We start from the raw sequence: 26,266 nt of genomic DNA on the forward strand, positions 1-26,266 counted from the left end.
AGCTGCTTAGCCATTATCTCAAATTTTAACGAACTATTGTATTTATGCTTGTTTAAATATTAAACTTGACACCGAAGTTCACACGCTTCATGGTAGGATAAGCACCATAGGCACCACCATTACTTGAGAAGTTTGACTCTCGGTCGTCTGGCATGCGGGTCCAAAGCCAAAGGTTGTTACCACTTACGTAAACCTTGAGGTTGCTCAAACCAAGCTTCTTGATCCATCCACCATTCCATGTATAAGCAATCTCCACGTTCTTCAGACGAATATATGAACCATCACAGAGATACTGTGTGCCATAATAAGCCGCATTGCTCATTGGCTTGGAATTATAGCGAGGTGTTAACACATCTGCATTAATGTGATCATCGCTCCACCATGTACCTTGGTCGTAAACGTTAGCCAACATAGGATCAACAAGGCTAATCATGGTAACGTCACGAGTTACATTGGTAACACCATAGAACTGAGCGAAGCAGCTAAATCCTTTATACTCGAAACCTATAGTTGCATTATAGGTATTCTCAGGATTGCTAGTATAGCCATAAGGCACAACATCGTTCACATTATCTACCTTACCATCACCATTGAAGTCGACGATGTAGTAATCACCAGGAAGACGATTGCCATCGTTGGAATCCATCTTAGGTGAGCCATAAAGTTCGTCATAGTTTTGAATGAATCCCTTATCCAAATAGGTATAGGTTTGACCTATAGAGTGACCTGCCTGCTTGCGATAAGAAGGAAGCAATGCTGCATCATCCTTAATCTTGATCTCATTGGTAGCATGGGTCATGTTGAAGTTAGCCCAAAGACGCATCTGGTTGGCAAATACCTTATTGAACTTCACTTCCAACTCATAACCACTGGTAGTCACCTTACCCAAGTTGGCAGCAGGAGCTGTCTGACCAAAATAAGATGGCATAGAGCGAGAATTGCCTAAAACCAAAATGTCGGTACGAGTATCATGGAAGAAATCCACGGCACCAGTAATCAAGCCGCCCAAGAAGCCATAGTCAAGACCGAAGTTTACCTTCTTCACTTTCTCCCAGTGTACATTAGGATTACCTACGGATGACTCACGGTACCAAGTATAGATAGACTCCTTGTCACTATCTGTGTTACCCATAAAGGTCTTGCCACCGTATGCCCACTGGCTCATATAGAGGAAGCGGTCACCTACGTTATCATCACCAATCTCACCGTATGATGCACGAAGTTTCATCATATCCACAACCTTATGCTCACGAAGATACTTCATGAATGGTTCCTCTGAGATCATCCATCCCAGCGCACCAGAACTGAAGAATGCGAATCGGTTGTCGGAAGAGAACTTCTCAGAACCATTGTAAGCACCATTGTACTCGAAGAAGTAACGAGAGTTCCAATCGTATGTGGTACGGAATACCCAGTCCTCACGATAAGAAGGAATCATAGGTCCCGTAGCATACTCCTGACGTCCGAAAAGACCCATGGCAGAAATACTGTGTTTGCCAAATGTGCGAGCCCAGTTGAGCTGAGCCTGATAGTTGAGGTTGCGCTGAGTAGCCCTGTTGTTAACCTCACCACCATTGGTGGTCCACTTGTTACCTACCGTATAATCGAACTTATCATAATCCTCGTATGCTTTCTTATAAGATACAGCACCGGTCTCTGGATCAATCCACTTGAGCTGTGGATCATGGTTCATATCATTGATACCACGATTCTTCTCAACAAAGGTATTGTCCCAAGAAATCATACCACGTGCAGAAAGTCCCTTGGTAATGAAGTCAAGTTTCTGCTCCAACACGAAGTCGGTAGTGATACGAGTGGTCGTAGAATTCATCGTACCGCCAAGAGCCACCTGCTGAGCAGAGTTAGTTACATTAGTAGAACCTGGCAAATATCCCCAAGATCCATCGCTGTATCTTGGCAAGAAAGCATCTGGAGAGATATTATAGGCACCAGACCACTGCTGGCTGACCTGCCAGTCGCTGTAGCCATTACTACTGTTAGCCCAAGGAGCCTTGCGCACACCATTGGAACCTGCGAGGTTAACCTTGAACACCGTAGACTTGGTGATGCTAAAGTCGAGGTTAGAACGAACGTTCACACGATTGTAGCTATAACCTGTGTTATAATTACGTCCATTACCGAAATCCCTGTAAAGGTCACCCTCTGACACAAAGTCAACACCAGCGAAATACTTCACAAACTTGGTACCACCTGCTACATTGACATTGGCATTGTAAGACATTGTATAGTCCTTGAACAAATACTTCTGCCAATCCACATTAGGATAACGCTCCTGCTGATCCAAGGTAGCCTGGTTGCGATAGTTCTCGATGAAGCTCATTGGTTTCATCTTGTCAAAACTACCAGGAGAGATGTTCAACTCATGCTCGATGGCTGTATTTCTAGCTCTCAGCGCATCGTATGAATCATATTTATCAGGGAGCTTAGAAGGAATCTTCATCACGGCATTGGCAGTAACACTAATCTGCGCCTTACCTTCGGAACCACGTTTGGTAGTAATCAAGATAACACCATTGGCACCCTTCACACCGTAAACGGCAGTGGCAGATGCATCCTTCAATACAGAGATAGTGGCTACAGACTGCATATCCACGATCGACATAGGACGCTCGATACCATCCACGAGAACGAGAGGAGAAGAGTTGTTCCAAGAAGAAGTACCACGAATCACAATCTGTGGTTCCTCCTCACCCGGCATACCGCTAGATGCAGTAGTTACGACACCAGGAAGGTTACCAGTCAGGGCAGCACCGATATCGCTGATACCAGCCGCACGCTCCAACACCTTTCCGGTAGTCTGGGTAATAGCACCTACGACAGAAGCCTTCTTCTGCTGACCATAACCTACGACTACGACTTCGCCGATAGCGTTGTCATCTTCAAGGGTGATTTTGAACTCTCTCTTCTTGCCCACCTTCACTTCCTTGGTCTTCATGCCTACGTATGTGAATACGAGGGTAGAATTCTCAGAAGGAACACTGATGATAAAATTACCATCAAAATCAGAAACTGCTCCAACGCCGGCATTTCCCTTCACTTTTACAGTGGCACCAATCAGCGGCTCACCTGTACCGTCAACAAGATTACCCTTGACCTGGATCTTCTGCGCCTGAGCATTCAGGCTGCAGAAAGCTCCCACCAAGCATAAGGCTGCTGTCCGTTTCATTGTTAAGACTTGTTCAATCATGTTCTATTCATTTTTGATTTATGCTTAATTATTTTATGTTCACGTTATTTTTTCAGTTTCACGGGTGCAAAGATACTTGTTTCATTTCAGATACACTTTGTCTCTTGTAACAGATACTTTGCCGTTAATAACAAACTTTATAAGAACGAGTCTTTCCGCCCTTTAACAATTGTTTCACTACATAAATACCTTTTTCAGGTTTATTCACTTTTACACCTGCTATATTATAATAATAGGTGGCGATAACTTCTTCATCGTTCACATTCTGCTCAATTCCCGTATCCGTCTGTTTCATGTACCATTCCTTGTACCAGTTCATGCAGGCATAGCCGCAGCACTCTTCAAAGAGTTTGTGCTTCTTGGCATTCTGGAAGCCCGGAATCACCTTGCCTGTTTTCAGATACTCGTCAATGTCATAATACTCCTGCGGATGGGTAAGGGTCATACCGATGTTGCCGTAATGGTCGTGCACTGCCTTCCATGCCATTCCCCATTTCGAGGTAGATGCCGTTGCCCAGCTGCCCAGGTTAGGCTGAGTCCACTGACCCCATTCGTTGTAGTGACCTTCGCTCGCCTTGTCAGGATCTTCCGGACTCCAGTCTATCTCCGTTACCATGATAGGCTTCGTCTCTACCATCGGCACCTGACTCTTGAAGTTGCGGATAAAGGTATCGTGATTGCAGTTCTTGTCGGTCATGTTGCCATACCAGCCGGAATATGCATGTACGGCATACGAGAAATTATCCTCACTGTCGGTGATAGGATACTTGGCGTAATTCTGATACTGGCTCTGATAGCCCGCACCCGGCACCCAGATGATGCCCTTGAAGCCCTGTGCACGAATCTCATCAACCACCGGCTGGAAGTAATCATGCAGTGCTTTATCCGAATTAGAGCCATCACTCAGATGAACCCTCACCGGCTCGTTGGCTAGTTCGATAGAGATAATACCTGAGTTCTGCCGGATATACTCATCGGCAGCGAAGACCTTCCATACCGACTTGAGATAGCGGTTATACTTATCACCAACACTAATGTCTTGTGGACAGACTCCCGGTGGACGAACGATGACATAAAGTCCATGAGCAATGGCATCCTTAATTAATGGGATATAGAGTTTCTGGAGATAGAGGCGATAGCGCGCCATGCTGAATGCCGAGATGTCAGCCTCGTTCTCTGCCTTCTTCGTTGGATCGTTGGTCCAGCAAGGATCCATGTGCAGACGGAACACGGTGCAGTAAGCTCCCTGCTCCTTGTCGGTAATAGCCGAAAACTGCTTGGAGAAATATTCCAAGCAAGGCTGTATATCTGATTCTGAATAATCAGTTTTCCACTGTTGCCATCTCCAACCGTTGAAATATCGGTTGGGCGTATCCATTACTCCATGCAAGACTACGATCTTACCATTGGCATCAACAAGATTCTTGCCCTCTACACGCAGTGCCGGCAATATTCCATCAACTTGCAGAGCTGCCTGGTTGCCAGCCGCATTCCCCACCAATGCAAACATCGCAAGAGCTAGGAAAGCTATAAAGTTCTTTCTGTTCATAATATATATTTTTAGATTTTATCACTTTTTCTGATTGTTATTTATTTATCATACCTAGAAGCAATCTTTAGTACCCTAAAAAGAGAATGGCGCGTATCCCTACGCACCATTTCCATAAAACCAATTAATCATGATCCTTCAATCATAATATATTCATATTAAATTGAACTCAAATGCTATAAACCTATTTATAGAAAACTAGCAAAAGAATATTTAATAACCTAAAACCACCGTTTCATAACAAACTAAAACCTAAAACCAAAACAATTATTCATTATTTGATGGTGCAAAGGTATAAATAAATCCCCAAATAAGCTTTATCCTACGTAACCGATACTTCATAAAGAGTTTATGCGTGTAACATATACTTTGTGCCATATTACATCGTCCGAATATGAGGGTAAAAAAGAGTGTATTATGGTTACTTGCAACCAAAAAATTACCGATTTATTCTGATATTCCAACAAAAAAGTGTATTTTTGCAAACAGATAATAAAACTATAATATAAACAAAGCATGAAATCTTTAAACCAATTAATCATCACGCTGATGGCTTGTCTCTTCTCCATTCAGGCATGGGCACAAAGTGGTAAACTGTTTAATACAGACAATCAACTCTCAAGCAATCTCGCCACGCAGGTTTTTCAAGACAAGAGCGGATTCATCTGGATAGCCACCCGTAATGGCTTGAATACTTACGATGGTTACCATATCACCGTAATGAAGAAAGATATGTCCAATTTTTTAGGTCTTAAAAGCAACTATATCAATAGCATAGCACAAGACGATAAGGGACATATCTTATTGGGAACCAATAATTCTTTATTGGAATTTACAGGAAGCGAATTCCACAAAATTCCCATGCTCGACTCCAAAGGCGAAGAACTCGCCACCTACGTAAAGCAGGTATATCCCCTAAAGAATAAAGACGTAGCCGTGGCTACATCCGGTTATGGCATCATGATTAAGAAGAAAGATGCCCAGGAATGCCATGCCATGAAGGGAGAGGTGGAAAAACTGAAATATATCCACAAACTCCTGGAAGATAAACGGGGCAGACTCTGGATCATCACCGAAGACGGAAAACTCTACCGCAAGGAAACAAACGGTAGAGTCACCTCCCACCTTGCCGGTACCGAAGGCGTGGACGCACAGGATATCCAGCAGGACGTCCTGGGCAACCTCTATCTCGCCAGCAAGAACCAGGGCGTACATCTGCTCAGGGCAGGAAGCAACGTCTTTACCCGAATCAGCAGCATCGGAAACCTGCCCATCGAAAACATCTATATCAGCCGCAATAACAAGCTCTATATCGGCTGCGACGGACTGGGCATCTATGTATATGACCCTCAGACCGGATTCCTGCAGGATAACCCTCTCTTCAGCCGACTGGTGAACCTGGCCAAGAGCAAGGTAACCAGCATCATAGAAGACAATCAGGGAAACATCTGGGTGAGCATGCTGCAAAAAGGCGTGTTCATGCAGAGCAACATACAAAACGACTTCAACTACATGGGCTTCCGCCTGGGCAGCCGCAACGTGATTGGCGAAAACTGCGTTACCAGCCTCAGCATCAACCAGGGCAACCAAGTGTGGGTGGGTACCGACAAGGATGGCCTATACCTATTTAATATAGCAACCCGCAGCGTAGAGGGGCATTTCCTGAACCAGCACACCGTGCTCACCCTCTGTAAGGACGAGCAGGACAGAACCTGGGTGGGAACCTATACCGACGGTCTGGGCTATATGGATGCAGCCGGAAGCTTCCACCCTGTTGATTTGGGCATCAGTAAGTCGGTGGGCATCTTCGATATCAAGCAAGACCCACAGGGCAACATCTGGATAGCCACCATGGGCGAAGGTCTCTTCTGCCTGCAGAAAGACGGAAGCCGAAGGAACTACAAGGCTAAATATGGTGCAGACAACAACCTCAAGACTAACAGTCTGCCCAACGATTACCTCATCAAGATAGCCTTATCAAAGGATGGCAACCACGTGTATATAGCCACCTCTGTGGGACTGGCGTGCCTCGACCGCAAGCGAAACAGCTGGGTTTCCACCTTCAAGGGCATCAACTGCCTGAACAAGAACAGTTTTTCGCACTGCGTGTTTGTAGATAGCAAAGACCACGTATGGTATGGCACCGAGGATGGAGTCTTCTGCTTCGACTTCAGAAAAGGAATAGAGCCTAAACATTATTCCACAGCCCAAGGACTCACCGACAACGGTGTGGCGAGTATCACAGAAGACAACAAGGGCAAAATATGGCTGGGTACAAACAGCGGACTCAACATGCTGAACCCCAAGGATGGCAGCATCATCAGGTTTTATACCGAAAGCGGACTGCAGAGCAACGAGTTCAGCGATGCTTCCGTATGCACCACTCAGGATAAGAAGGTGATTCTGATGGGTGGCTCTGGCGGAATCAACTGGTTCCAGGCCGACCGGGTAAAGCAGCACCCATGGCAGGCAAAGGTGGTTATCTCGGGCTTCGTGGTCAACAACAAGGCAGTGACCCCAGGCATGGAGTCGGGCAGCTATACTATCACGGACAGCTGGGTAACTGTGGCACGGGAGTTCAATCTCTCGCACGATGACAACACCTTCTCCCTGCAGCTCTCTACCCTCACCTATAATAATGTGGAGCAGATAAGATACGCCTACAGCATCAACGGCGATGCCTGGCGCACCGTGCCAGCCGGACAGAACGAACTTGCCTTCTCGCACATGGCTCCCGGCAGCTACAAATACCGCATCAAGGCCATCTGCAACGGCTACGAAACACCGGTGAAGGAGTTCACCATCATCGTTCACCCAGCCTGGTATGCCAGCATCTGGGCAAAGCTCTTCTATCTGCTGCTCCTCATAGCAGCCATCATGCTCTACCTGCGCCACCGCAAGCGCCAGATGGAAGACCAGCTCATCCTGCAGCAGCACATCCACGCCGAAGAAATGGGCGAGGCGAAGATCAAGTTCTTCATGAACATCAGTCACGAAATCCGTACGCCATTGACACTGATTATCACCCCATTGCTCTCCCTGATTAAGGAAGACAAAGAGCCTCACCGTCAAGGCATCTACGAGATTATCCGAAAGAACTCGGAACGTATCCTTCACCTCATCAACCAGATGATGGACCTCAGAAAGATTGACAAGGGACAGATGGTAATGCGTATGTGCAAGACCGATATGGTTTCGTTCATCAATGAAGAATACGACCTTTTCAAGCAGCAAGCCATTGCCAAGAGCATCGACTTCGAATACCAGCATGACTGCGAAGAGCTTCCAGTATGGATAGACCGCAACAACTTCGACAAGGTGATAATTAACACCCTCTCGAATGCCTTCAAGTTTACCCCTACGGCAGGCCACATTCTCCTCTCGCTCACCCACACCGACCACCATGCCTACATCAGCATCAAGGACAGCGGCATAGGCATCCCGAAGGATAAGTTGGAAACTATCTTCCAGCGCTTCTACCAGACCCCTGACGACCCTAACGACCGCAACGTCGGTACGGGCATCGGTCTCGATCTCACCCGCTCGCTCGTGGAACTGCACTACGGAACCATCTCAGCCCGCAACAACGAGGGCGAGAAGGGAAGCAAGTTTGAACACGGAAGCGAGTTCATCATCCGCATTCCATTGGGCAAGGATCATCTCAAACCAGAAGAGATCATCGAGGAAGAAGAGATGAAGAAAGATCAGAATAATGAACTTGCTGAAGCAGAACAGGAAGAACAGCTGGCAGAAAACAATGACCAACCAGCCGAAACCTTGAACAATTCCGATACTACCCCAACCTCTGCCAAGGGAGCCAAGGCAGAAATCGTGATTGTGGAAGACGAAGAGGATATTCAGGAATACCTGAAAGCACAGCTCTCCAGCGACTTCAAGATTCGCACATATCCTAACGGAAAGGTGGCACTGAACGAGATTCTGAAGAATAAGCCAGACCTTGTCATCAGCGACATCATGATGCCGGAAATGGACGGAACCACCCTCTGCGCCAAGCTGAAATCAAACATCAACACCAACGATGTGCCTATCATCCTGCTCACAGCCAAGAGCCGTGAGGAAGACCAGCTGGAAGGATTGCAGACCGGTGCCGATGCCTACATTCTGAAGCCGTTCAACATGGACATTCTGCACCGCAACATCATCAACCTGCTCACCGTGCGCCGCACTTTACGCAATAAGTTTACGGGCAATGAAAGCCAGAATCACCAGGTAGAACAGATAGAAATGCAGACACCTGACAATTCCCTGATGCAACGGATAATGGAGGTTATCAACGAAAACATCAACGATTCCGACCTGAGTGTGGACATGATAGCACAGAAGGTGGGCATCAGTCGTGTACACCTGCACCGCAAGATGAAGGAACTGACCAATCAGACGCCACACAGCTTCATCCGCAACATCCGACTGCAGCAGGCAGCCAAATTGCTCAAGGATGGCAAGCAAAGCATCACTGAAGTGATGTACGCATGCGGCTTCTCCAATTCCGCAAGTTTCAGCACCATGTTCAAGAACCTCTATGGCTGTTCTCCTAGAGAATACATGCAGAATGCCATGAAGAAATAAAGATGATACACAATAGAAAAAAGAATATGTAACAAAAACAAAGCTTTATGAAACTTTGAAAAAAGTCTTGGTTACATTTCACAATGAAAGATTGCAAATAAAGCCGTAACTTTGCAGCGGAAAAACCTGTATGGATTCTCCTCCCAGGTTTTCCGCTGCATTTTTATCTTATTGTATAATCTTTAAAATCAACGAATATAATGAAGAAATTAGCAATCTTATCGCTTTCGATGATGCTTGCTGCCGGAGCACAGGCTCAGAATGCCCAGTTCGACTACTTCAAGTATGCCGGCAACGATGCACGATTCAATGTGCCAATCGACAAGAGTCATCAGTATTACAACCCTGTATTGGCAGGATTCTATCCCGACCCATCCCTCTGTCGTGCGGGTGACACCTATTATCTGGTGAATTCATCCTTCACCTTCTTTCCTGGTGTGCCGCTCTCTACCAGCAAGGATTTGGTAAACTGGACTCCAGCCGGGCATGTGCTCACCCGCCAATCGCAGGTGCCTCTGAAGGGTCAGCATGTATCAGGCGGTATCTTCGCACCAGCCATCAGCTATAACAAGAAGAACAAGACCTTCTATATGATTACCACCAATGTGGGTGCCGGCAACTTCTTCGTCAAGTCCAAGGACCCATCCAAGGGCTGGAGCGAACCTATCTATCTGAAGAAGATTGATGGCATCGACCCTAGCTTCTTCTTCGATGACAACGGAAAGGGATATATCGTGCATAACGGTCCTGTGGTTGGCGGTGCTGATTACGAGGGACAGCGTGCTATCCGCTGCTTCGAATTCGACGTAAAGGGCGACAGCATCAAGGGCGACTTCAAGGAGATTCTCCGTGGCGGAACCCATGTAGAGGCTCGTCCTATCTGGATTGAGGGTCCTCACCTCTTCAAAAAGGGCAAGTTCTATTATCTGATGTGTGCAGAAGGTGGTACAGGCGGTTGGCATAGCGAGGTGATTCTCCGCGCCAAGAACCCAATGGGTCCTTGGGAGGAATGCCCAAACAACCCTATCCTTACCCAGCGTACCGGACTCGATCCTAACCGCAAGGACCCTGTATCCAGTGCCGGTCATGCAGACATAGTAGAAGATGGAAAGGGTAACTGGTGGGCTGTATTCCTGGCTTGCCGCCCATACGAGGAGGATATGTACAACACAGGTCGCGACACCTATCTTCTGCCGGTAACATGGAAGAATGGCTGGCCAGAGATTCTTGCCAAGAATACTCCTATCTCTACCATTGGAGAGAAGGCTGGTCTGAAACCAGCTGAAAAGAATGAGTTCTCAGGAAACTTCTCTTACGTGGATAATTTTGATGCAGCAGACAATAGAGCAGGCTTGAAGGATCTGAATCCTCGGTGGATGTTCCTCCGCGACTTTGTTGACTGCTATAAGGTGGAGGATGGTAAATTGAAGATGAGTCTCTTGCCTGGTAATATCTACAAGCGTGACCCGATGTCTGCCATCTGGGCTCGTCAGCAGCACGGCACATTCACTGCCGAGACAGAAATCAACTTTACTCCTCGCAACGACAAGGAAATTGCGGGCATCGCCCTCTTGCAGAAGGAAGACCACAACTTCGTATTGGGTAAGACTATGAAGAAGGGACAGTTGATGATAACTCTAACACGTGCCGAGAAGAACAAAGTCCTCATTGCTTCTGCCCCTATCAAAGCAGGTAAACTAAGACTGAAGGTAGAGGGTCATGACAGATATTACGATTTCTATTATGCCGAGGAAGGCGGTGATTGGCAGTTGCTCGCCAAGGGCGTGGATGCCTCTAACCTGAGTACTCAGAAGAGCGGCGGCTTCATCGGAGCCTGCATCGGTCTCTATGCTTCTTCCAACAAGGAATAAGAACTTTCAAATATCAATACAGAAAAAGCCCCCTCAAAGGAAGGTATAAAACAGAAAAAGGCTCCCCGCAATGAGGAGCCTTTTTCTGTTTATATCTTTTTTCAAGAAACTTTTCTGTACTATTTATTCTTTACGATATCTAATGTCATTTTACCGACCCAGATGGCGCCCTTGCCATTCTGATCTACAGGCACCTGCTTGCCATCAAGATCTGTTCTGTACTTCAGCGTCTGGAAGAGGCTGTGGCTGTGACCTCCCAATACCAGGTCGATGTGGCGGGATGCAGCAATCACCTCGGTATCATCCGTGCCCTCTATATTCCAGCCCAGATGAGAGATGCAGATGATGACATCACACTTCTCCTTCTTCTTCAGGATCTCTGTCATCTCGTTCGCCTTCTGGATAGGATCCAGGTACTGGATACAACCGTAATTCTTCTCACTCACCAAGCCGGCAAGCTGCGGAGCCAGTCCGAAGACACCTATCTTGAGTCCCTTGCGATGCAATATCACGTATGGCTTCACAATATCCGCCAGCTCGGTGCCGGTGAAATCGTAGTTGGCACAAACGATCGGGAACTTTGCCATCCTGAAGAGACGCACCATATTGTCCATGCCGTAATCGAACTCATGGTTTCCGATGGTGGCTGCATCATACTTCATCTCGTTCATCAATCCCACTTCTACATCCCCCTTGAAGAGCGAATAGTAAGGAGATCCCTGAGAGAAGTCGCCACTGTCGAAGAGCAGAAGATCTGGATTCAGACTGCGCTCCTGCTTGATCATTGCCACACGGCGGAGGTAGCCTCCACGGTTTGCTATGGCTGTATCTGCGAGATTCGGATTGTAAGGCATCACGCAGGAGTGGGTATCGTTGGTATGAAGCACCACGAGCTGCTTCACTACCTTTGGAGCCTTCTGCGCCTTTGCCTCCTTCTTGCCCTTTGAATCCTTCAGGACTTTAGCCTGTACTGTTGCCGGCTGCAGCGTAAATGATGCCAGCGCCAGCGCTATATATAATAATGTATGTTTCATTTCTGTACTTATTTAGTTAGTCTATCTGGTTTCCGGGGATTACAAATCCACGGAAAGCTTCGTTCCCCTATTCTACTACGCAGCGGCCTTCTACTCTTGATTCCACTACCTTGCCCTGAGCCTTCATCTCACGGAAATAGTCCATGATGATGTAGCGCACATTGTTCTCCTTCAACTTAGGAGCCACCACATCGGTACCGCTCTTGAAGGCAACAAGCTGGTCGTTGCCCTCGGCAAGATAATCGAGGGTGGCTATGCGATAGCTCTTGGCTGGATCGACAGGTTCTCCGTTCAGGGTTACGCCCTTCAGCTTTCCGTCGCGGGTGATAACCATTCTTACGGCATGGCTCACACCCTCGCCGCCACGGTGGGCTATCTGCTGGAAGAGTTCAAGCACCTTCTCGCCGGTAAGCGTGAGGAAACAGATTTTGTTCTCGAAAGGAGCCACCTCGCTCACATCGCCTACGTTGATATCGCCCTTGGCAAAGTCAGCACGGATGCCACCCATGTTATACACCGAGAAGACAGGCTGCTCATTAAACTGTCCGCCACCCCATACCAGGATGTCAGAAAGCAGATTACTCAACTCGCTCTCAGGGCGATGACGGGTCATATCATGAGCCACGGATCCCACTACAGGTCCCATAATGCTATCCACCTTGTGCTGATAAGGGGCGATGAACTTCGCAGCCTCAGCATCCGGCTGGGCATCCCATTTTTTATCTACCAATATACGGGTTCTCTCCACCTTTGCCACCTTGAATTTCTGGGCAAAGGCTGGACTTGCCATCAGCATCAGAGCCATGGAGGCAAGCATCATCTGCATACTATTCTTTTTCTTCATACCTTTTACAATATTCTAATTTCGGGATGCAAAGATACAAAATAAATCGGCGAAAAAGACGAAAAAGGCGAGAAAAAAACGTTTCATTAGTAAAGAAAACAAAAAAAGAAGGGGAAAAAGAGAAGAAACCCACTGAAAATTTGCGAGATACGAGAAAAAGTAGTAACTTTGCATCCGCTTTTCGGCGTAACCGCTGTTGTCTGGGCAGAAGTGTTGCTCGTCCATGTTGCGTTGGAACGACAAACAATTTTTAATTTTATACAAAAAATGGATTTGATTAAAGTTGCTGAAGAAGCATTTGCAACCGGCAAGAAGTTCCCTGAGTTCAAGGCAGGTGACACTATCACAGTCGCTTACAAAATCGTCGAGGGTACTAAGGAGCGTATCCAGCTCTATCGTGGTGTAGTTATCAAGATCTCTGGTCATGGTGACAAGAAGCGTTTCACTGTTCGTAAGATGTCAGGTACTGTAGGTGTAGAGCGTATCTTCCCTATCGAGTCACCAGCTATCGATTCTATCGAGGTGAACAAGCACGGTAAGGTACGTCGCGCTAAGTTGTACTACTTGCGTAAGCTCACAGGTAAGAAGGCTCGTATCGCTGAGAAGAAGACCATCGCTAAGAGCGCTGAGTAATTTTCTTAGTTACCTATTAAAAATTAGAATCAGAAAAAGGGCATCCGATCTCACGATTGGATGCCCTTTCTGCATTTCCTTATTCTCCGGCGCTGTAGTTTGTCAGCCCGTCATCGGTGCCGTGCAATGCGCCCTGCAGATCAGCCCAGCTCTGGAATCCGGCAAGCAATGCCAGACGGTTGAGTGTCTGCTGTGAAGGTTTCTCCTTTCCTTTCATTATTTCCCACACCTTGTGCAGCAACTTGTTGTTTCTATGCTTCTCTTCGTGCTGCAGGTGTTCCCTGCCTAGCTTCTTCTCCAAAGCTACAGCGAGGATTTTCAAATCATTTTTCATTGTGATTATCCTTCCTCAAATTCTCAATTCCTTTAATTTCTCAAATTTTCATTTTTCATTCCTAACTGCGGGCAAAAGTACACAATATTTTTGAAACGGAGTCATGTTTGGGAGATTATTTTTGAATTTCGCACGAAAAAAATGGTTTTCTCATATTTTTTTTGTAATTTTGCAACCAAATTCTAAATACATTTCTTAATTAAGATGAAAGAATTAGCACTTAAGTACGGATGCAATCCGAATCAGAAGCCTTCTCGCATCTATATGGATGACGGAAGGGAACTGCCTATCGAAGTTATCAACGGCCGTCCTGGCTACATCAACTTCCTGGATGCTTTCAACTCTTGGCAATTGGTCAAGGAACTGAAGGCAGCTACAGGAATGCCTGCTGCCGCTAGTTTCAAACATGTTTCTCCTGCTGGTGCTGCCATCGGCCTGCCACTGAGCGACACATTGAAGAAGATTTACTTCTGCGATGACGTAGATTTTGAACTTTCTCCTTTGGCTTGCGCTTATGTTCGTGCTCGTGGTGCAGACCGCATGTGCTCTTACGGTGACTTTGTTGCCCTGAGCGATGTATGCGATGAGGCTACTGCCCTCCTCATCAAGCGTGAGGTGAGCGATGGCGTGATTGCTCCAGGCTTTACCCCTGAGGCTATCAAGGTGTTGAAGGAGAAGCGCAAGGGTACCTACTGCGTCATCCAGATTGATCCTGACTACATGCCAGCTCCTATCGAGCACAAGCAGGTATTCGGTGTTACCTTCGAGCAGGGACGCAACGAGGTGAAGCTCGATGATCCAGCTCTCTTCGAGGATATTCCTACCAAGAACAAGAACTTCACTGCAGAGGCTAAGCGCGACCTGATTATCTCGCTCATCACCCTGAAATATACCCAAAGTAACTCTGTATGCTACGTGAAGGATGGTCAGGCTATCGGTATCGGTGCCGGTCAGCAGAGCCGTATCCACTGTACCCGTCTGGCTGGTTCCAAGGCTGATGAGTGGTGGTTGCGCCAGTGTCCTAAGGTGATGAACCTGCCTTTCAAGGAGAAGATTCGCCGTGCCGACCGCGACAATACCATCAATGTCTATATCTCTGACGAGTGGGAGGATGTATTGCAGGATGGCGTATGGGAGCAGTTCTTCACAGAGAAGCCTGAGCCACTGACCCGCGAGGAGAAGAAGGCTTGGATTGCCCAGAACAAGGGTGTATCTGTAGGTAGCGACGCTTTCTTCCCATTCGGCGACAACATCGAGCGTGCTCACAAGAGTGGTGTAGAATACATAGCAGAAGCAGGCGGTAGCATCCGTGACGATAATGTTATCGATACATGCGACAAGTACGGCATCGCCATGGCGTTTACTCACGTTCGCCTCTTCCATCATTAATTTATATAATATAAAAGGTATATGAGCGATATTGACGATATTATCATGGGTGGTATGGTTTTCAAGGGCGGCGGCGGTCCGAAGAAGGACGACGACGACAAGGTGAAGACCAAGGCCAAGAAGAAGAAGTACATTACGGGTGCTCACGGAAGCGGCTCTGCCCGTCAGAAGGCAAAGTATCGCCAACAGAGAGCCAACCGTAAATCGCAGAAGAAGAAGTAATTCTTTTCTCCAGAGAATAAAAAATAAATCCCCATCGACAGGAGCAGTCCAGTCGATGGGGATTTTTTCGTATTTCAGACATCAGTCTTCATTGAGCCTGATGCCCTGCCAGGTGGAAACCAGGTCGCCCGATACGGCTATGGTTGGCGTCTGACTCTTCTCATTCACCACTACCGACTTCTGCGCCACATTCGTCTTCACATAGTCGAAGAGATCGCCATAGGTAACCTTGCCCTTACTCTCCTGCAGTTTCTTCAGGAGAAAATAGGTAAAGAGTCCGTGCTTCTTCTCCTTGTAGGGATAAGCCGTCTCGCTACCCTGGGCAGCCGTCATCACGAGCATGTTGCCCTTCGGAGCCTCAGCCTTCGCCTTGAGTGCCACACCTCTGGCTGAAGCCAGCATACCCTCGCCTCGTTTGCTGCCACTGAAGCAGGCATCCATCAGCACCGTTACGCAGGCTGCGTTCAGACCGTTGAGTTCAGCATACAGCCTGCTCATACTGTAACCCGTTGCCAGAATATTGCTCTTGCCATCTACGGGCAGGAGATAGGAGGTGCCGTTACTCTCGTCGGGCATTCCATGTCCGGCATAATAGAAGATGAATCTCGCTTCAGCTCCATAAGCCTTGGCGATGTTCTGCATCCAGTTGATTTCCGCCAGCATATTGTTGAGGGTGGCATCCTTGCGGATATGCAGGTTGCTTTCCGGAATGCCGAGCAGCTTGATGCAGTATTCCCTGAAAGCCATACCGTCGTTGAGGGCAAACTCCACGTTCACTTCCTCCTGGTAATTCTCGTTGGCGATGATTACGGCAAAGGTCTTCTCCTGCTTCACCTTCGAAACGGGAATGTTCAGATCCACGTCCGATTTCAGATAGCTTGCCAGCGTGTTCACGCCTTCAGCGGCTCCCGCTGCCTTCGCCGTCTTCCGGGTAGCAATAGACTGATGTTCATCCCTTACAAATTCCTGGGCACAGGTGGAGTCGGTTCTCATTACCTTCACCAGTCCTTTCTTGCCCACAGAGATTCTCTGAGAGTGGACAGGTAGCGAGAACCAACATCCTGCTGCCATCATCACCATCATCATGATATTCTTCCATTTCATACACTAGCGGTTTTGATGTTTACACCTTATTATATATATAGAGTTTGATAGATTTCCCTTAACTTCTCTCTAACTTCCTTTAACTTCTCTCTAACTTCCCATTTACCAGTCGTCCGAGAATCCGTCGGAAGAATCAGCAAGAAGCGCCTCTTTCAGAATGTCGATAATGGAGTTCTGGAAAGCCGAAGCCATCACGAAAGCCTTGCTTGATGCCAGCTTGTGTTTGTCCTTTTCTACATAAGGATAGCAGGAACTGATGTTCCACACCTCATCCTTGCTCACCACCTCGTCATCATCCGCCTCACCGGTAGCAGCCGCGGCGAGCACACTGGCGATGGCACTTGTCCATCCGCCGCCCGATTTTACGGTCACTTCGTAGCTGTCCATATAGACACTCACCCTTGCCTTCTCCTCCTTCACGTCCACACGGATATACGGCATCATATCCACCTGATAATGGTTGACTCCAGCATTCTGTCGGGCGATGTTCTCGATATAAGCCTGGGTAATGATCAGTCCCTGTTCAGCATTCTGCTCTCTAATCACGCCGTGGGTATCCTTACTTTTAAATGCGCGGTTGAACCATTCGATGGCTTTCTTGAAGATTTCTGCCTTCGACTGACCAGCGCAGGCGATGACCTCCTGGTAGTTCAGGCGGTTCTTGTTGTCCAGAGCTACTTCCTTACTCAGGTTTCCGGCAGCCTCTGTCCAGTTATCACCATATTTATCCTTGGCGTATCTCTCAATCTGTTCGGCTGTAAAGACCTGTGCACTTGCCGTAAGGGCAAGCACGCAGAGTGCAAGTGTGATAAGATATTTCTTCATATTATCATTTATATTTTAAGTGATGCTGCAAAGATAGCATTTTTTTAAATACAAACCCGTTCAGATGATAAAAACCCATGGTGCAATTCGTAAAAACTTGCAGTTACCGGCTTTTAATCATCCAAACGGGTGGATTTTTTCGATTAACAGGAGTAATTTTCGCTATTTCTAGTTCTTCACGCTCTTTACCCCCTTGCCCTTGGTAAGATGCAGGGTGGCAGCCTTGAGCTTGTGATTGCTGTGGTCGAAGATGATGGCTGGATCCAGGCGCTTGCCGCCGAAAGACACCTCGAAATGGAGATGCTCTGTGGTGGCCCTGCCAGTGCGGCCCGTAAGACCGATTACCTGACCTGCCTTCACCTTATCACCCTTCTTCACCATGTTCTTACTCTGATGGCTATAGAGCGTTTCCAAGCCGTAGGCATGCTTGATGCGGATGCAGTTGCCATAACCGTAGTAAGGTCCCGAGGCAACCACCACGCCATCGAAGGCGGCATAAATCTCGTCGTTAGGCTTGGTCTTCAAATCCACACCCGAGTGACGGCGGGCACCTCCGTATGGACTGATGACACGGGCATCAGGCAATGGATATGCCCATGCCTTCTCCTCTATCTTCTCCAAATCGAGACGGAAGGTGTTGGTGATGGTAAACGGGTCGTACACCTCGTCGGGGTCGAGGGTCATGGCGTGATCGCTACGGCTGCTTCCCGATTTCTTATTTGTTTCCTTATTGTTTCTATCATTCTTATCGTTCTTGGAAACGGAGGAATCCTTGCCACCAATCACCTTGATGCCGATGCGGTTGCCCTCCTTGCGGAACTGCACGGTCTGTCGGCGGAGCTTATGGCTCTTCAGTTCGATGATGGTTTCCGGATTGATGCGCGCACCGTTCACCATGATGGAGAAATCGCAATAGGTCTCTCCCTCTCGGGTGCCCACGATGGCGATGGTCTGTCCGGCATCTATCGACTGTCCCACCTTCACCAGGTTCTCGGCATTGTTGGCATACACGGTTTCCAGACCGTTGTCGTGGCGGATCACGATCACGTTGCCCATCGATTCGGTCTTGCGCGAGAGACGCACATAACCATCAAACATCGCCTTCACTGCATCGCCCTTGGCAGTAGAGATGCGCATCACGCTGTTGCCATTGATAAGGCTAGCCTTGCCCACAGGAAGCGGGAAGGAATATTCCTTGGCACGGAATATCTCAAAGTCAACATTGAAGGCTTGACTCTGGGCAAAGAGACCTGGCGTTGCGATGCTCACCTGCTGTTGCTCGGCGGCAGTAAACTCATTCTTGGCGGGCATGAAACTACTCAGCGAAAGCATCAGCATTCCCGAGACGGCAGCCAGCCCGATTCTTCTTCTTAATCTTCTGTTTACAATCATTCTCTATTCTTTTAGATTCATTTTTTAAATTTAACCATTAAATCTTAAAACATAAAAACATCCATTTTTCCCTCTTCGTTCATAGAAAAGAGAAAAATGGATGTTATCTTGAAAACTTACTTCATCAGAATGCCGGTATAGATTCTGCCACTCTCTATGCCCAGCTTTCTTGCCGAGAAGAACTCGTCGCTATGGGCAAAGGTACAGATGCCGCAATCCTGGATATTCTCCTCAGCCACACCGCAATGCAGCAGGATCTGCTTGTTGCAGAGCGGCAGGTTGATGTGCCACTTCAGCGGCTGCACGATGTTTCCTTCTGCAGCCAGGCGCTCACGCTCGGCAATATCTACCGAGAAGGCGGCATTGGGGCGCTGCTCGGCAATCTCTTCCATCGGGAAGGCTGCCTGCTCGAAAGCCTCATACACCTCATCGCCTACCTCGAAATGCTCCAGCGAGATACCCGGACCAATCACTGCCTTCAGCTTCTTTGGCTCCGTATGATAGGCGAAAGCCATTTCCTGGATGGTCTTGTGGACGATGCGTGCCAGCGTGCCTCGCCATCCGGCATGGATGGCTGCCACGGCATGGTGTTCCTCGTCATAGAGCAGGATTGGGATGCAGTCGGCGGTGGAAACGCCTATGCATACGCCCTTCTCATTGGTCATCACGGCATCTACGCCCTCGAGAATCATCTTGCGAATGTTCTCAGGTATTGAGAAATAATCTCCTGCCACCTGACGGACCTCTACTCCATGCACCTGATGCGGCAGGATGATGTGGTCGGTGCTGATGCCCAGCTCATCCGCCAGCTTCCTGCGGTTCTCTGCCACGTGTTCGGCGCAGTCACCGCAATAGTCATTGATATTGAATTCGCTGTAGTCGCCCTGGCTCACTCCTCCCTTTCGGGTGGTAGAGAAAGCAGTGACGCCCTCAGCGATATGATATTCCTTATTCATATTCGAAATCATCTAAGTCATCTACATCCTCGATTTCATCCTCGTCAATATACTCCACGATGTCCTCGCCCTCAGCCTCGAGTTCCTGCTGGAAGCGGCTCATATCCTTGTCACGGTGAACGAGGGTATCTTCTGAAGTAATCTCCTGCAGCTTGTTGCTCTCTGAATTCAACTCCTTCCAGAGCACATCCTTGAGTTCCTGGATGCCCTGTCCGGTAACTGATGAGATGAATACCACCGGAAGATCGGTTGGCAGGGTCTCCTTCAGCATCTCGATAAGCTCCTCGTCCAGCAGGTCACACTTGGTGATGGCGAGCACGCGATGCTTGTCGAGCATCTCAGGGTTGAAGTTCTTCAACTCGCCCAGCAGCACCTCGTATTCCTTCTTGATGTCGTCGGTATCGCCTGGAACCATGAAGAGGAGCAGCGAGTTGCGCTCGATGTGTCGCAGGAATCGCAGTCCCAAGCCCTTTCCTTCGCTCGCTCCCTCGATGATACCCGGGATATCTGCCATCACGAAACTCTGATGGTCGCGGTAATCCACGATTCCCAGCGATGGCTCAAGGGTGGTAAACGGATAGTTGGCTATCTTTGGACGGGCACTGGATACGGCAGAGAGCAGGGTTGACTTTCCGGCATTAGGGAAACCCACAAGACCCACATCGGCAAGGAGCTTCAGCTCCATGATGATGGTCATCTCCTGCATCGGCTCACCTGGCTGCGCATAGCGTGGAGCCTGGTTGGTAGAGGTACGGAACTGGAAGTTGCCCAGTCCGCCGCGTCCGCCCTTCAGGAGCAGTACTTCCTGACCGTCGTAAGCCACGTCGCAGACGAACTTACCGGTTTCGGCATTATACACCACGGTACCGCAAGGCACATCGATATAGATGTCCTTACCATCAGTGCCGTGGCACTTGTCACGTCCTCCATTGCCACCATGCTCGGCGAAGAAGTGGCGCTGATACTTCAGATGCAGCAAGGTCCAGTAGTTGTGGTTGCCGCGAAGATAGATGCTTCCTCCACGTCCGCCATCGCCACCGTCAGGTCCACCATTCGGTTGGTACTTCACGTGGCGCAGGTGCATGGAGCCTTTACCACCCTTACCAGAGCGGCAGTTGATCTTTACATAATCTACGAAATTGGATTCAGCCATTGATTTTTCTTTTATTATTTAACGAATAAATCTTCCCCGCAGCCTTGCGGGGAAGATTATTATATCTTGATTACAAGTTGTCGATTACATTGCAAACACGAGCGAAGATCTCATCTACTGTTCCGAGACCCTCGATGTGGTGGTGGATACCCTCCTTCTCATACCAGTCGATGAGAGGAGCAGTCTGTGTATGATATACGTTGAGACGCTTCTTGATAGTCTCCTCGTTGTCATCAGAACGGCCACTCAACTTACCGCGGTTGAGCAGACGAGCCATCAGCTCATCCTCTGGAACGGCGAGCTCGATCATGGCAGCGATCTTGTGACCACGCTCAGAGAGCATCTTCTTCAAAGCCTCAGCCTGTGGAGTGGTACGTGGGAAACCGTCGAAGATCACACCTGCGTGTTCCTTGCCGAAGCTGTCATATACGCTTGCGAGGATGTCGATCATCAACTCGTCTGGAATCAACTGACCATTGTCGATATAACCCTTGGCAGTCTTGCCGAGCTCTGTACCATTCTTGATTTCGTTACGAAGAACGTCACCTGTTGAAATGTGACCGAGACCATACTTCTCGATCATCTTGTCGCTCTGTGTACCCTTACCAGCACCTGGAGCGCCGAAAATTACGATATTTTTCATTTTTACCTTAATATATATAAATTGTTTTATGTTGTGTCTCCCACATGCTTCACCCCCTATTCTTCTACAATCGTGTAGATGTCGCGGAGGTTTCTGCCTTCTTGGTCATAATCTAATCCATATCCTACGATGAAATCGTTAGGGATTTCCATTACGGCATAGTTGATGTCCAGATCCACCTTCAGATTGCCCGGCTTCACGAGGAGCGAGCAGATCTCGATGCTGGCAGGATTCTTCTTCTTCAGATCCTCGATCATGTGAGCCATGGTAAAGCCGGAATCCACGATGTCCTCCACGATTACCACGTGGCGACCGGTAAGATCCTGGTTCAGACCCATCAGGGTCTTCATGCTGCCGGAAGAACTGGTGCCCTCGTAGGAAGCATACTTCACAAAAGAAATCTCGCTTGGTACCGTAATCATTCGCATCAGATCGGCAGCGAAGATAAACGAACCATTCAACACAGCCAGGAACACCGGAGTCTTGTCCGCATAATCCTGGTTCAATCGGTCGGCAACGACCTGTACCTTCTTCAGAATATCTGCCTCTGGAATGGAGGTCTTGAAGGTCTTATCCTTGATTTTTACTATGCCCATAGTCTTGATGATATAATATTTTCTGCAAAATTACGAAAAAATCGTGAAACTTCATCCATTCATCGACTTTTTTTAGTACTTTTGCATTAAAATAATCAGATAATCGGACATAACATACATTAATATATGAAAATATTCACTAGTGCTCAGATACATGAGCTGGATAAATACACCATTGAGCATGAGCCAATCACATCGCTCAACCTGATGGAAAGGGCGGCAAAGGCGCTCACCCGTGCCATCGAGCAGGAATGGTCTAACAGAACACCGGTCGTGGTCTTCGCCGGTCCGGGAAACAATGGGGGTGACGCACTTGCCGTGGCACGCCTTCTCAGCGAAGACGGCTATGGGGTGAGTGTATTCCTATTCAATGTGCACAACAAGCTTTCTGCCGACTGTGCCACCAACAAGAAACGACTCATCGAGGGTAAGCGCGTCAAGCAGTTTACAGAGGTCACCGTCAACTTCGACCCTCCTCAGCTCGAGGCGGGAATGCTCGTGGTGGATGGTCTCTTCGGCAGCGGACTCAACAAGCCGCTGGCGGGCGGATTCGCTGCCATGGTGAAATACATCAACCAGAGTGCGGCAAAGATCGTGAGCATCGACCTGCCTTCCGGTCTGATGAGCGAGGACAATTCCTACAACATCAGCGCCAACATCATCCGTGCCGACCTCACCCTCACCCTGCAGCAGAAGAAGCTGTCGATGATGATGGCAGACAACCAGCAGTATCTGGGCAGAATCAAGGTGCTTGATATCCGACTCTCCCCAGAGTTCATCCAGCGCACCGAGAGCCGTTGCAGCATCCTTGAGGAGAAGGACATCCGCCAGCTCCTGAAGCCTCGCGGCGACTTCGCCCACAAGGGCAGCATGGGCACGGCGCTCCTCATCGCAGGCAGCTACGGCATGTCGGGCGCTTCGGTCCTTGCCACCAGAGCCTGCCTCAGAACGGGTGTGGGAAAGGTGATTACCCATACGCCTAAGAGAAACTACGAGATCATGCAGATTTCCGTGCCCGAGGCGGTACTGCAGATGGATACGGAGGAAACCATCTTCAGCGAACCGGTAGATACGGAAGATTACCACGCCATGGGCATCGGTCCGGGACTGGGAACCAGCGAGGCGACAGCCATCGCCCTGATTGCCCAGCTCAGAAGATGCACCTGTCCGGTAGTGGTGGATGCCGATGCACTCAACATCCTTGCCAGTCACCGTGCCTGGATGCAGCAGTTGCCTAAGAACCTCATCTTCACTCCACATCCTAGAGAGCTTGACCGTCTGGCTGGCATCACCAGCAGCAACTGCACCGAGCGTCTCTTCAAGGCATGCGAGCTTGCCGACCGTCTGCACGGCTACATCCTGCTGAAGGGACATTTCTCTGCCCTCTGTCATCCGGATGGTAAGGTGGAGTTCTGCTCTACGGGCAACAGCGGTATGGCTACGGCGGGCAGTGGCGATGTGCTTACAGGCATCATCACCGCTCTTCTGGCTCGCGGCTACAAGCAGGCAGATGCTGCCCGCATCGGTATGTACCTTCATGGTCTTGCCGGCGACCTCGCCATCAAGGACCTGGGCAAGGAAAGCCTCATCGCCAGCGATCTCATCGATTACCTGCCGAAGGCATTCCTCAGATTGGAAGAGTAAGATTGGAAAAGTATAAGAATGCAGAAAGGGTGTGCTCGTGTGAGCACACCCTTTCTGCATTCTTATGTTTATACTAGGCTTCCAATGAATTTCTGGCTTCATAGAAGCGCTTTTCCAGCTCGCGTCGCAGATCGTCCTTGCGGTCCATATTCAGCTTCTTGCGGATATGGCTGCGCTGGCTGGTGATGTTCGATTCACTCTTGTTCAGTTCGATGCAGATTTCCTTCAGCATCTTGCCTTCCAGTACCATCTGGCAGATTACTCGCTCACTGTTGGTGAGGTCGGCACATACCAGATCCCATGCCTTCTTGCTCAGTTCGCTGGTCTTCAACTGTTCTGCGGCACGTTGCAGGATATTCTGCTGCTGCTCCGGGCGCAGGCGGCTCAGCAGGTTCACCGCCATATCCTTCTCTTCATCCTTCAGGTCGGCAAGCATATGCAGTGCCTTCTTCTCTTCTTCCCTCATCTGCTTGGGCTGTCTGAGTTCCTTGATGATGAGAGGTTCCCAGTTATAGAGCCAGACATACAGAATCATCAGGAAACCAACCAGAACAGCCTTGATGCTGAAGAGCAGCACGGAAATCTGCGTATGCGAGAGGGCTACCGCTACTACTGGCAGCAGAGCGACGGCAAAGCCGAGAGTGGTTCGGTTGAGCTGCTGGCTCTGGGCGGTAATGGCGAGTATAAACATAATAAAGATATTGCTCATCACGCTCAGGTTGTCCCGATCGCCCTGATAGTGCAGACAAAGCATACTGTCTATCGCCAGCTTGACGAATACGAGGATATAGAGCAGGGAGATGCCAGTCTTGAATACCACCTTACGCTTCAGCACCACATATATCAGCAGCGCCAGTGCAATGGTATGGACTATATTATAGAACATGCCCCCCCATGCTTTCATCATGTAAAACAAAAGGAAGTGATAGGGAATAATGAGTATCTCTACCAAAGTCAAAAAGACGAAGGCGATCACCCTTCGGCGGTCCACCACTCCACAATAGTCAGGGCATAAATGATGTTCCAAGCGCAAACACCAATCCCAAAGTTTGTTCTTAGCTTTCATTTCTTGCTTTCAATTTACTTATAGTTTAAACAATCGTTGATACTTATATATCATCAAAGTCTTGCCCGCTTGGGGCTTTTGCATACCTTTCAGGACCTCTGAATCCTGAATTCATTGTTGATTTACTAACTTATTCTTATCCGCTGCAAAATTACAACGAAAAATCGGAAAACACTAAGAAAGTAGGTTAAAAAGAGGTGGAAAAAGCAAAAAATAGATGAGAAAAAGCATTTTTCAGGGTTTTTCAGTGTTTCATTTATGCGGTTTTTATTCGGTATCAGCATTTTTAGGCGCATTTTTCTTGGCAGCAATCGAAAAAGACGCTATCTTTGCAATCGTAAAAACAAAGTTCGCGGTTTCAAGCCCGAGCTTCCAATCAAACCCCAAAGTTGCCAACAGGCATCTAAGAACAATGGAGTAGATGATAAAGATGATGATGAGTAGAAGAAGAGTAAATGATAGACTTACTATTCTTTAATAAATAAAGTCTAGTTTCAAGCCTATTGAATGGAAGGAAAAGGAAATTAAGAAAAAGAATAAGTATAAGTATAAGTATAAGTAAAAGATGATGATGCGTTTCTCTAGAGAGACCATTTGTCATTCTTAAATCATTAAAAGATTTTAAGTATGAACAGAAGGATTTTAATTGCGCTACTGGCTGTTGGTAGCTTTATCTGCCCAGCCGTCGCTCAGAAGGTGGCCTTGAAGACGAACCTCCTTTATGATGCTACAAGCACCATGAACCTCGGCTTCGAATTTGGCCTTTCCCCAAAATGGACCTTGGATGTATCCGGCAACTACAACCCGTGGACATTTTCCAAGAACAAGAAGTGGCAGCACTGGCTTGTTCAACCAGAAGCTAGATACTGGTTCTGCAATAAGATGATGGGCTCCTTCATCGGCTTCCACGCCCTCGGAGGTTCTCATAACATAGGTAACGTAGATCTTGACTTCAAGTTCCTCGGTACCGACTTCTCCAAATTGAAAGATTACAGATACGAAGGTTGGTTCGTAGGTGCAGGTGTTGCATACGGTTATACCTGGGCTCTTTCCAAGCATTGGAACTTCGAGGCAGAACTCGGAGTGGGATACGTTTATTCGAAATCGGATAAATATGAATGCCCACAGTGTGGTGAGAAACTCGAGAAAGACAAGGCGCATCACTACGTAGGACCTACCAAGGCGGCACTCAATCTGGTGTATGTCTTCTAATTCA

Annotated in this window: 21 protein-coding genes; 8 read left to right on the forward strand and 13 right to left on the reverse strand. The window is 48.2% G+C overall.

All coding sequences use genetic code 11. The features are described 5' to 3' along the window. Positions 1-52: 52 nt before the first annotated feature. Positions 53-3,208 carry a TonB-dependent receptor gene (locus DXD25_RS12980; RefSeq protein ID WP_117663877.1) on the reverse strand — a complete coding sequence of 1,052 codons (3,156 nt, stop codon included), beginning with the start codon at positions 3,206-3,208 and terminating at the stop codon, positions 53-55. Between the two features lie 124 nt (positions 3,209-3,332). Then, on the reverse strand, positions 3,333-4,757 hold the full coding sequence (locus DXD25_RS12985) for a cellulase family glycosylhydrolase (RefSeq protein WP_117663878.1): 1,425 nt from the start codon (positions 4,755-4,757) through the stop codon (positions 3,333-3,335). 516 nt (positions 4,758-5,273) lie between these two features. On the opposite strand from DXD25_RS12985, the gene DXD25_RS12990 reads away from it, so the two are divergent. Then, entirely contained in the window at positions 5,274-9,344 is a 4,071-nt protein-coding gene (locus DXD25_RS12990; protein WP_117663879.1) for a two-component regulator propeller domain-containing protein, read from the forward strand. A gap of 200 nt (positions 9,345-9,544) precedes the next feature. Further along, positions 9,545-11,215 (forward strand): glycoside hydrolase family 43 protein, encoded by a 1,671-nt coding sequence (locus DXD25_RS12995; protein ID WP_117663880.1) that lies wholly within the window; start codon positions 9,545-9,547, stop codon positions 11,213-11,215. Between the two features lie 119 nt (positions 11,216-11,334). On the opposite strand, the gene DXD25_RS13000 is transcribed toward DXD25_RS12995, so the two are convergent. Next, on the reverse strand, positions 11,335-12,249 hold the full coding sequence (locus tag DXD25_RS13000; protein WP_117663881.1) for a bifunctional UDP-sugar hydrolase/5'-nucleotidase: 915 nt from the start codon (positions 12,247-12,249) through the stop codon (positions 11,335-11,337). 67 nt (positions 12,250-12,316) lie between these two features. Continuing rightward, the gene (locus tag DXD25_RS13005) at positions 12,317-13,054 is read right to left on the reverse strand and encodes a 5'-nucleotidase C-terminal domain-containing protein (RefSeq protein WP_370453424.1); all 738 of its coding nucleotides are present in this window, start codon (positions 13,052-13,054) and stop codon (positions 12,317-12,319) included. A 306-nt stretch (positions 13,055-13,360) separates the two neighbouring features. Here DXD25_RS13005 and rplS point away from each other — a divergent pair, with 306 nt between their 5' ends. Beyond that, positions 13,361-13,726, forward strand: a complete 366-nt coding sequence (gene rplS / locus DXD25_RS13015; protein ID WP_117663883.1) for a 50S ribosomal protein L19 — start codon at positions 13,361-13,363, stop codon at positions 13,724-13,726. 79 nt (positions 13,727-13,805) lie between these two features. On the opposite strand, the gene DXD25_RS13020 is transcribed toward rplS, so the two are convergent. Further along, positions 13,806-14,060 carry a hypothetical protein gene (locus DXD25_RS13020; RefSeq protein ID WP_089543884.1) on the reverse strand — a complete coding sequence of 85 codons (255 nt, stop codon included), beginning with the start codon at positions 14,058-14,060 and terminating at the stop codon, positions 13,806-13,808. 204 nt (positions 14,061-14,264) lie between these two features. On the opposite strand from DXD25_RS13020, the gene DXD25_RS13025 reads away from it, so the two are divergent. Both DXD25_RS13025 and DXD25_RS13030 read left to right on the forward strand, forming a co-directional pair. Further along, complete coding sequence (locus DXD25_RS13025) at positions 14,265-15,449, forward strand: phosphoribosylaminoimidazolecarboxamide formyltransferase (RefSeq protein ID WP_117663884.1); 1,185 nt, start codon at positions 14,265-14,267, stop codon at positions 15,447-15,449. 21 nt (positions 15,450-15,470) lie between these two features. Then, on the forward strand, positions 15,471-15,671 hold the full coding sequence (locus DXD25_RS13030) for a hypothetical protein (RefSeq protein WP_006848784.1): 201 nt from the start codon (positions 15,471-15,473) through the stop codon (positions 15,669-15,671). Between the two features lie 81 nt (positions 15,672-15,752). Here DXD25_RS13030 and DXD25_RS13035 read toward each other — a convergent pair whose 3' ends face one another. The 7 genes from DXD25_RS13035 to hpt all read right to left on the reverse strand — a co-directional run bounded on the left by DXD25_RS13035 (position 15,753) and on the right by hpt (position 22,340). Continuing rightward, the gene (locus DXD25_RS13035; RefSeq protein WP_117663885.1) at positions 15,753-16,775 is read right to left on the reverse strand and encodes a caspase family protein; all 1,023 of its coding nucleotides are present in this window, start codon (positions 16,773-16,775) and stop codon (positions 15,753-15,755) included. A gap of 102 nt (positions 16,776-16,877) precedes the next feature. Further along, on the reverse strand, positions 16,878-17,600 hold the full coding sequence (locus DXD25_RS13040; protein ID WP_117663886.1) for a DUF4468 domain-containing protein: 723 nt from the start codon (positions 17,598-17,600) through the stop codon (positions 16,878-16,880). 168 nt (positions 17,601-17,768) lie between these two features. After that, positions 17,769-18,992, reverse strand: coding sequence for a M23 family metallopeptidase (locus tag DXD25_RS13045; protein ID WP_187360482.1), 1,224 nt, complete (start codon positions 18,990-18,992; stop codon positions 17,769-17,771). Between the two features lie 116 nt (positions 18,993-19,108). After that, positions 19,109-19,948, reverse strand: a complete 840-nt coding sequence (gene pgeF / locus DXD25_RS13050; protein WP_117663888.1) for a peptidoglycan editing factor PgeF — start codon at positions 19,946-19,948, stop codon at positions 19,109-19,111. Next, complete coding sequence (obgE, locus tag DXD25_RS13055; protein ID WP_089543890.1) at positions 19,941-21,101, reverse strand: GTPase ObgE; 1,161 nt, start codon at positions 21,099-21,101, stop codon at positions 19,941-19,943. The genes pgeF and obgE overlap by 8 nt, the downstream gene beginning before the upstream one ends. A gap of 70 nt (positions 21,102-21,171) precedes the next feature. Then, complete coding sequence (locus tag DXD25_RS13060) at positions 21,172-21,744, reverse strand: adenylate kinase (protein WP_117663889.1); 573 nt, start codon at positions 21,742-21,744, stop codon at positions 21,172-21,174. A gap of 56 nt (positions 21,745-21,800) precedes the next feature. Then, positions 21,801-22,340, reverse strand: coding sequence for a hypoxanthine phosphoribosyltransferase (gene hpt / locus DXD25_RS13065; protein ID WP_117663890.1), 540 nt, complete (start codon positions 22,338-22,340; stop codon positions 21,801-21,803). A 126-nt stretch (positions 22,341-22,466) separates the two neighbouring features. Between hpt and DXD25_RS13070 the strand changes: the two genes are divergently transcribed. Beyond that, positions 22,467-23,984 carry an NAD(P)H-hydrate dehydratase gene (locus tag DXD25_RS13070; RefSeq protein WP_089543894.1) on the forward strand — a complete coding sequence of 506 codons (1,518 nt, stop codon included), beginning with the start codon at positions 22,467-22,469 and terminating at the stop codon, positions 23,982-23,984. Between the two features lie 73 nt (positions 23,985-24,057). On the opposite strand, the gene DXD25_RS13075 is transcribed toward DXD25_RS13070, so the two are convergent. Next, positions 24,058-25,050 (reverse strand): LuxR C-terminal-related transcriptional regulator, encoded by a 993-nt coding sequence (locus DXD25_RS13075; RefSeq protein ID WP_117663891.1) that lies wholly within the window; start codon positions 25,048-25,050, stop codon positions 24,058-24,060. Positions 25,051-25,267: 217 nt separating this feature from the next. On the opposite strand from DXD25_RS13075, the gene DXD25_RS16970 reads away from it, so the two are divergent. Both DXD25_RS16970 and DXD25_RS13085 read left to right on the forward strand, forming a co-directional pair. Next, entirely contained in the window at positions 25,268-25,471 is a 204-nt protein-coding gene (locus tag DXD25_RS16970; protein ID WP_147327914.1) for a hypothetical protein, read from the forward strand. Positions 25,472-25,677: 206 nt separating this feature from the next. Then, on the forward strand, positions 25,678-26,262 hold the full coding sequence (locus DXD25_RS13085; protein WP_089543896.1) for a DUF3575 domain-containing protein: 585 nt from the start codon (positions 25,678-25,680) through the stop codon (positions 26,260-26,262). Positions 26,263-26,266: the final 4 nt, after the last annotated feature.

The sequence above is a fragment of the Prevotella sp. TF12-30 genome (assembly GCF_003436715.1).
GTDB classification, from domain to species: domain Bacteria; phylum Bacteroidota; class Bacteroidia; order Bacteroidales; family Bacteroidaceae; genus Prevotella; species Prevotella copri_A.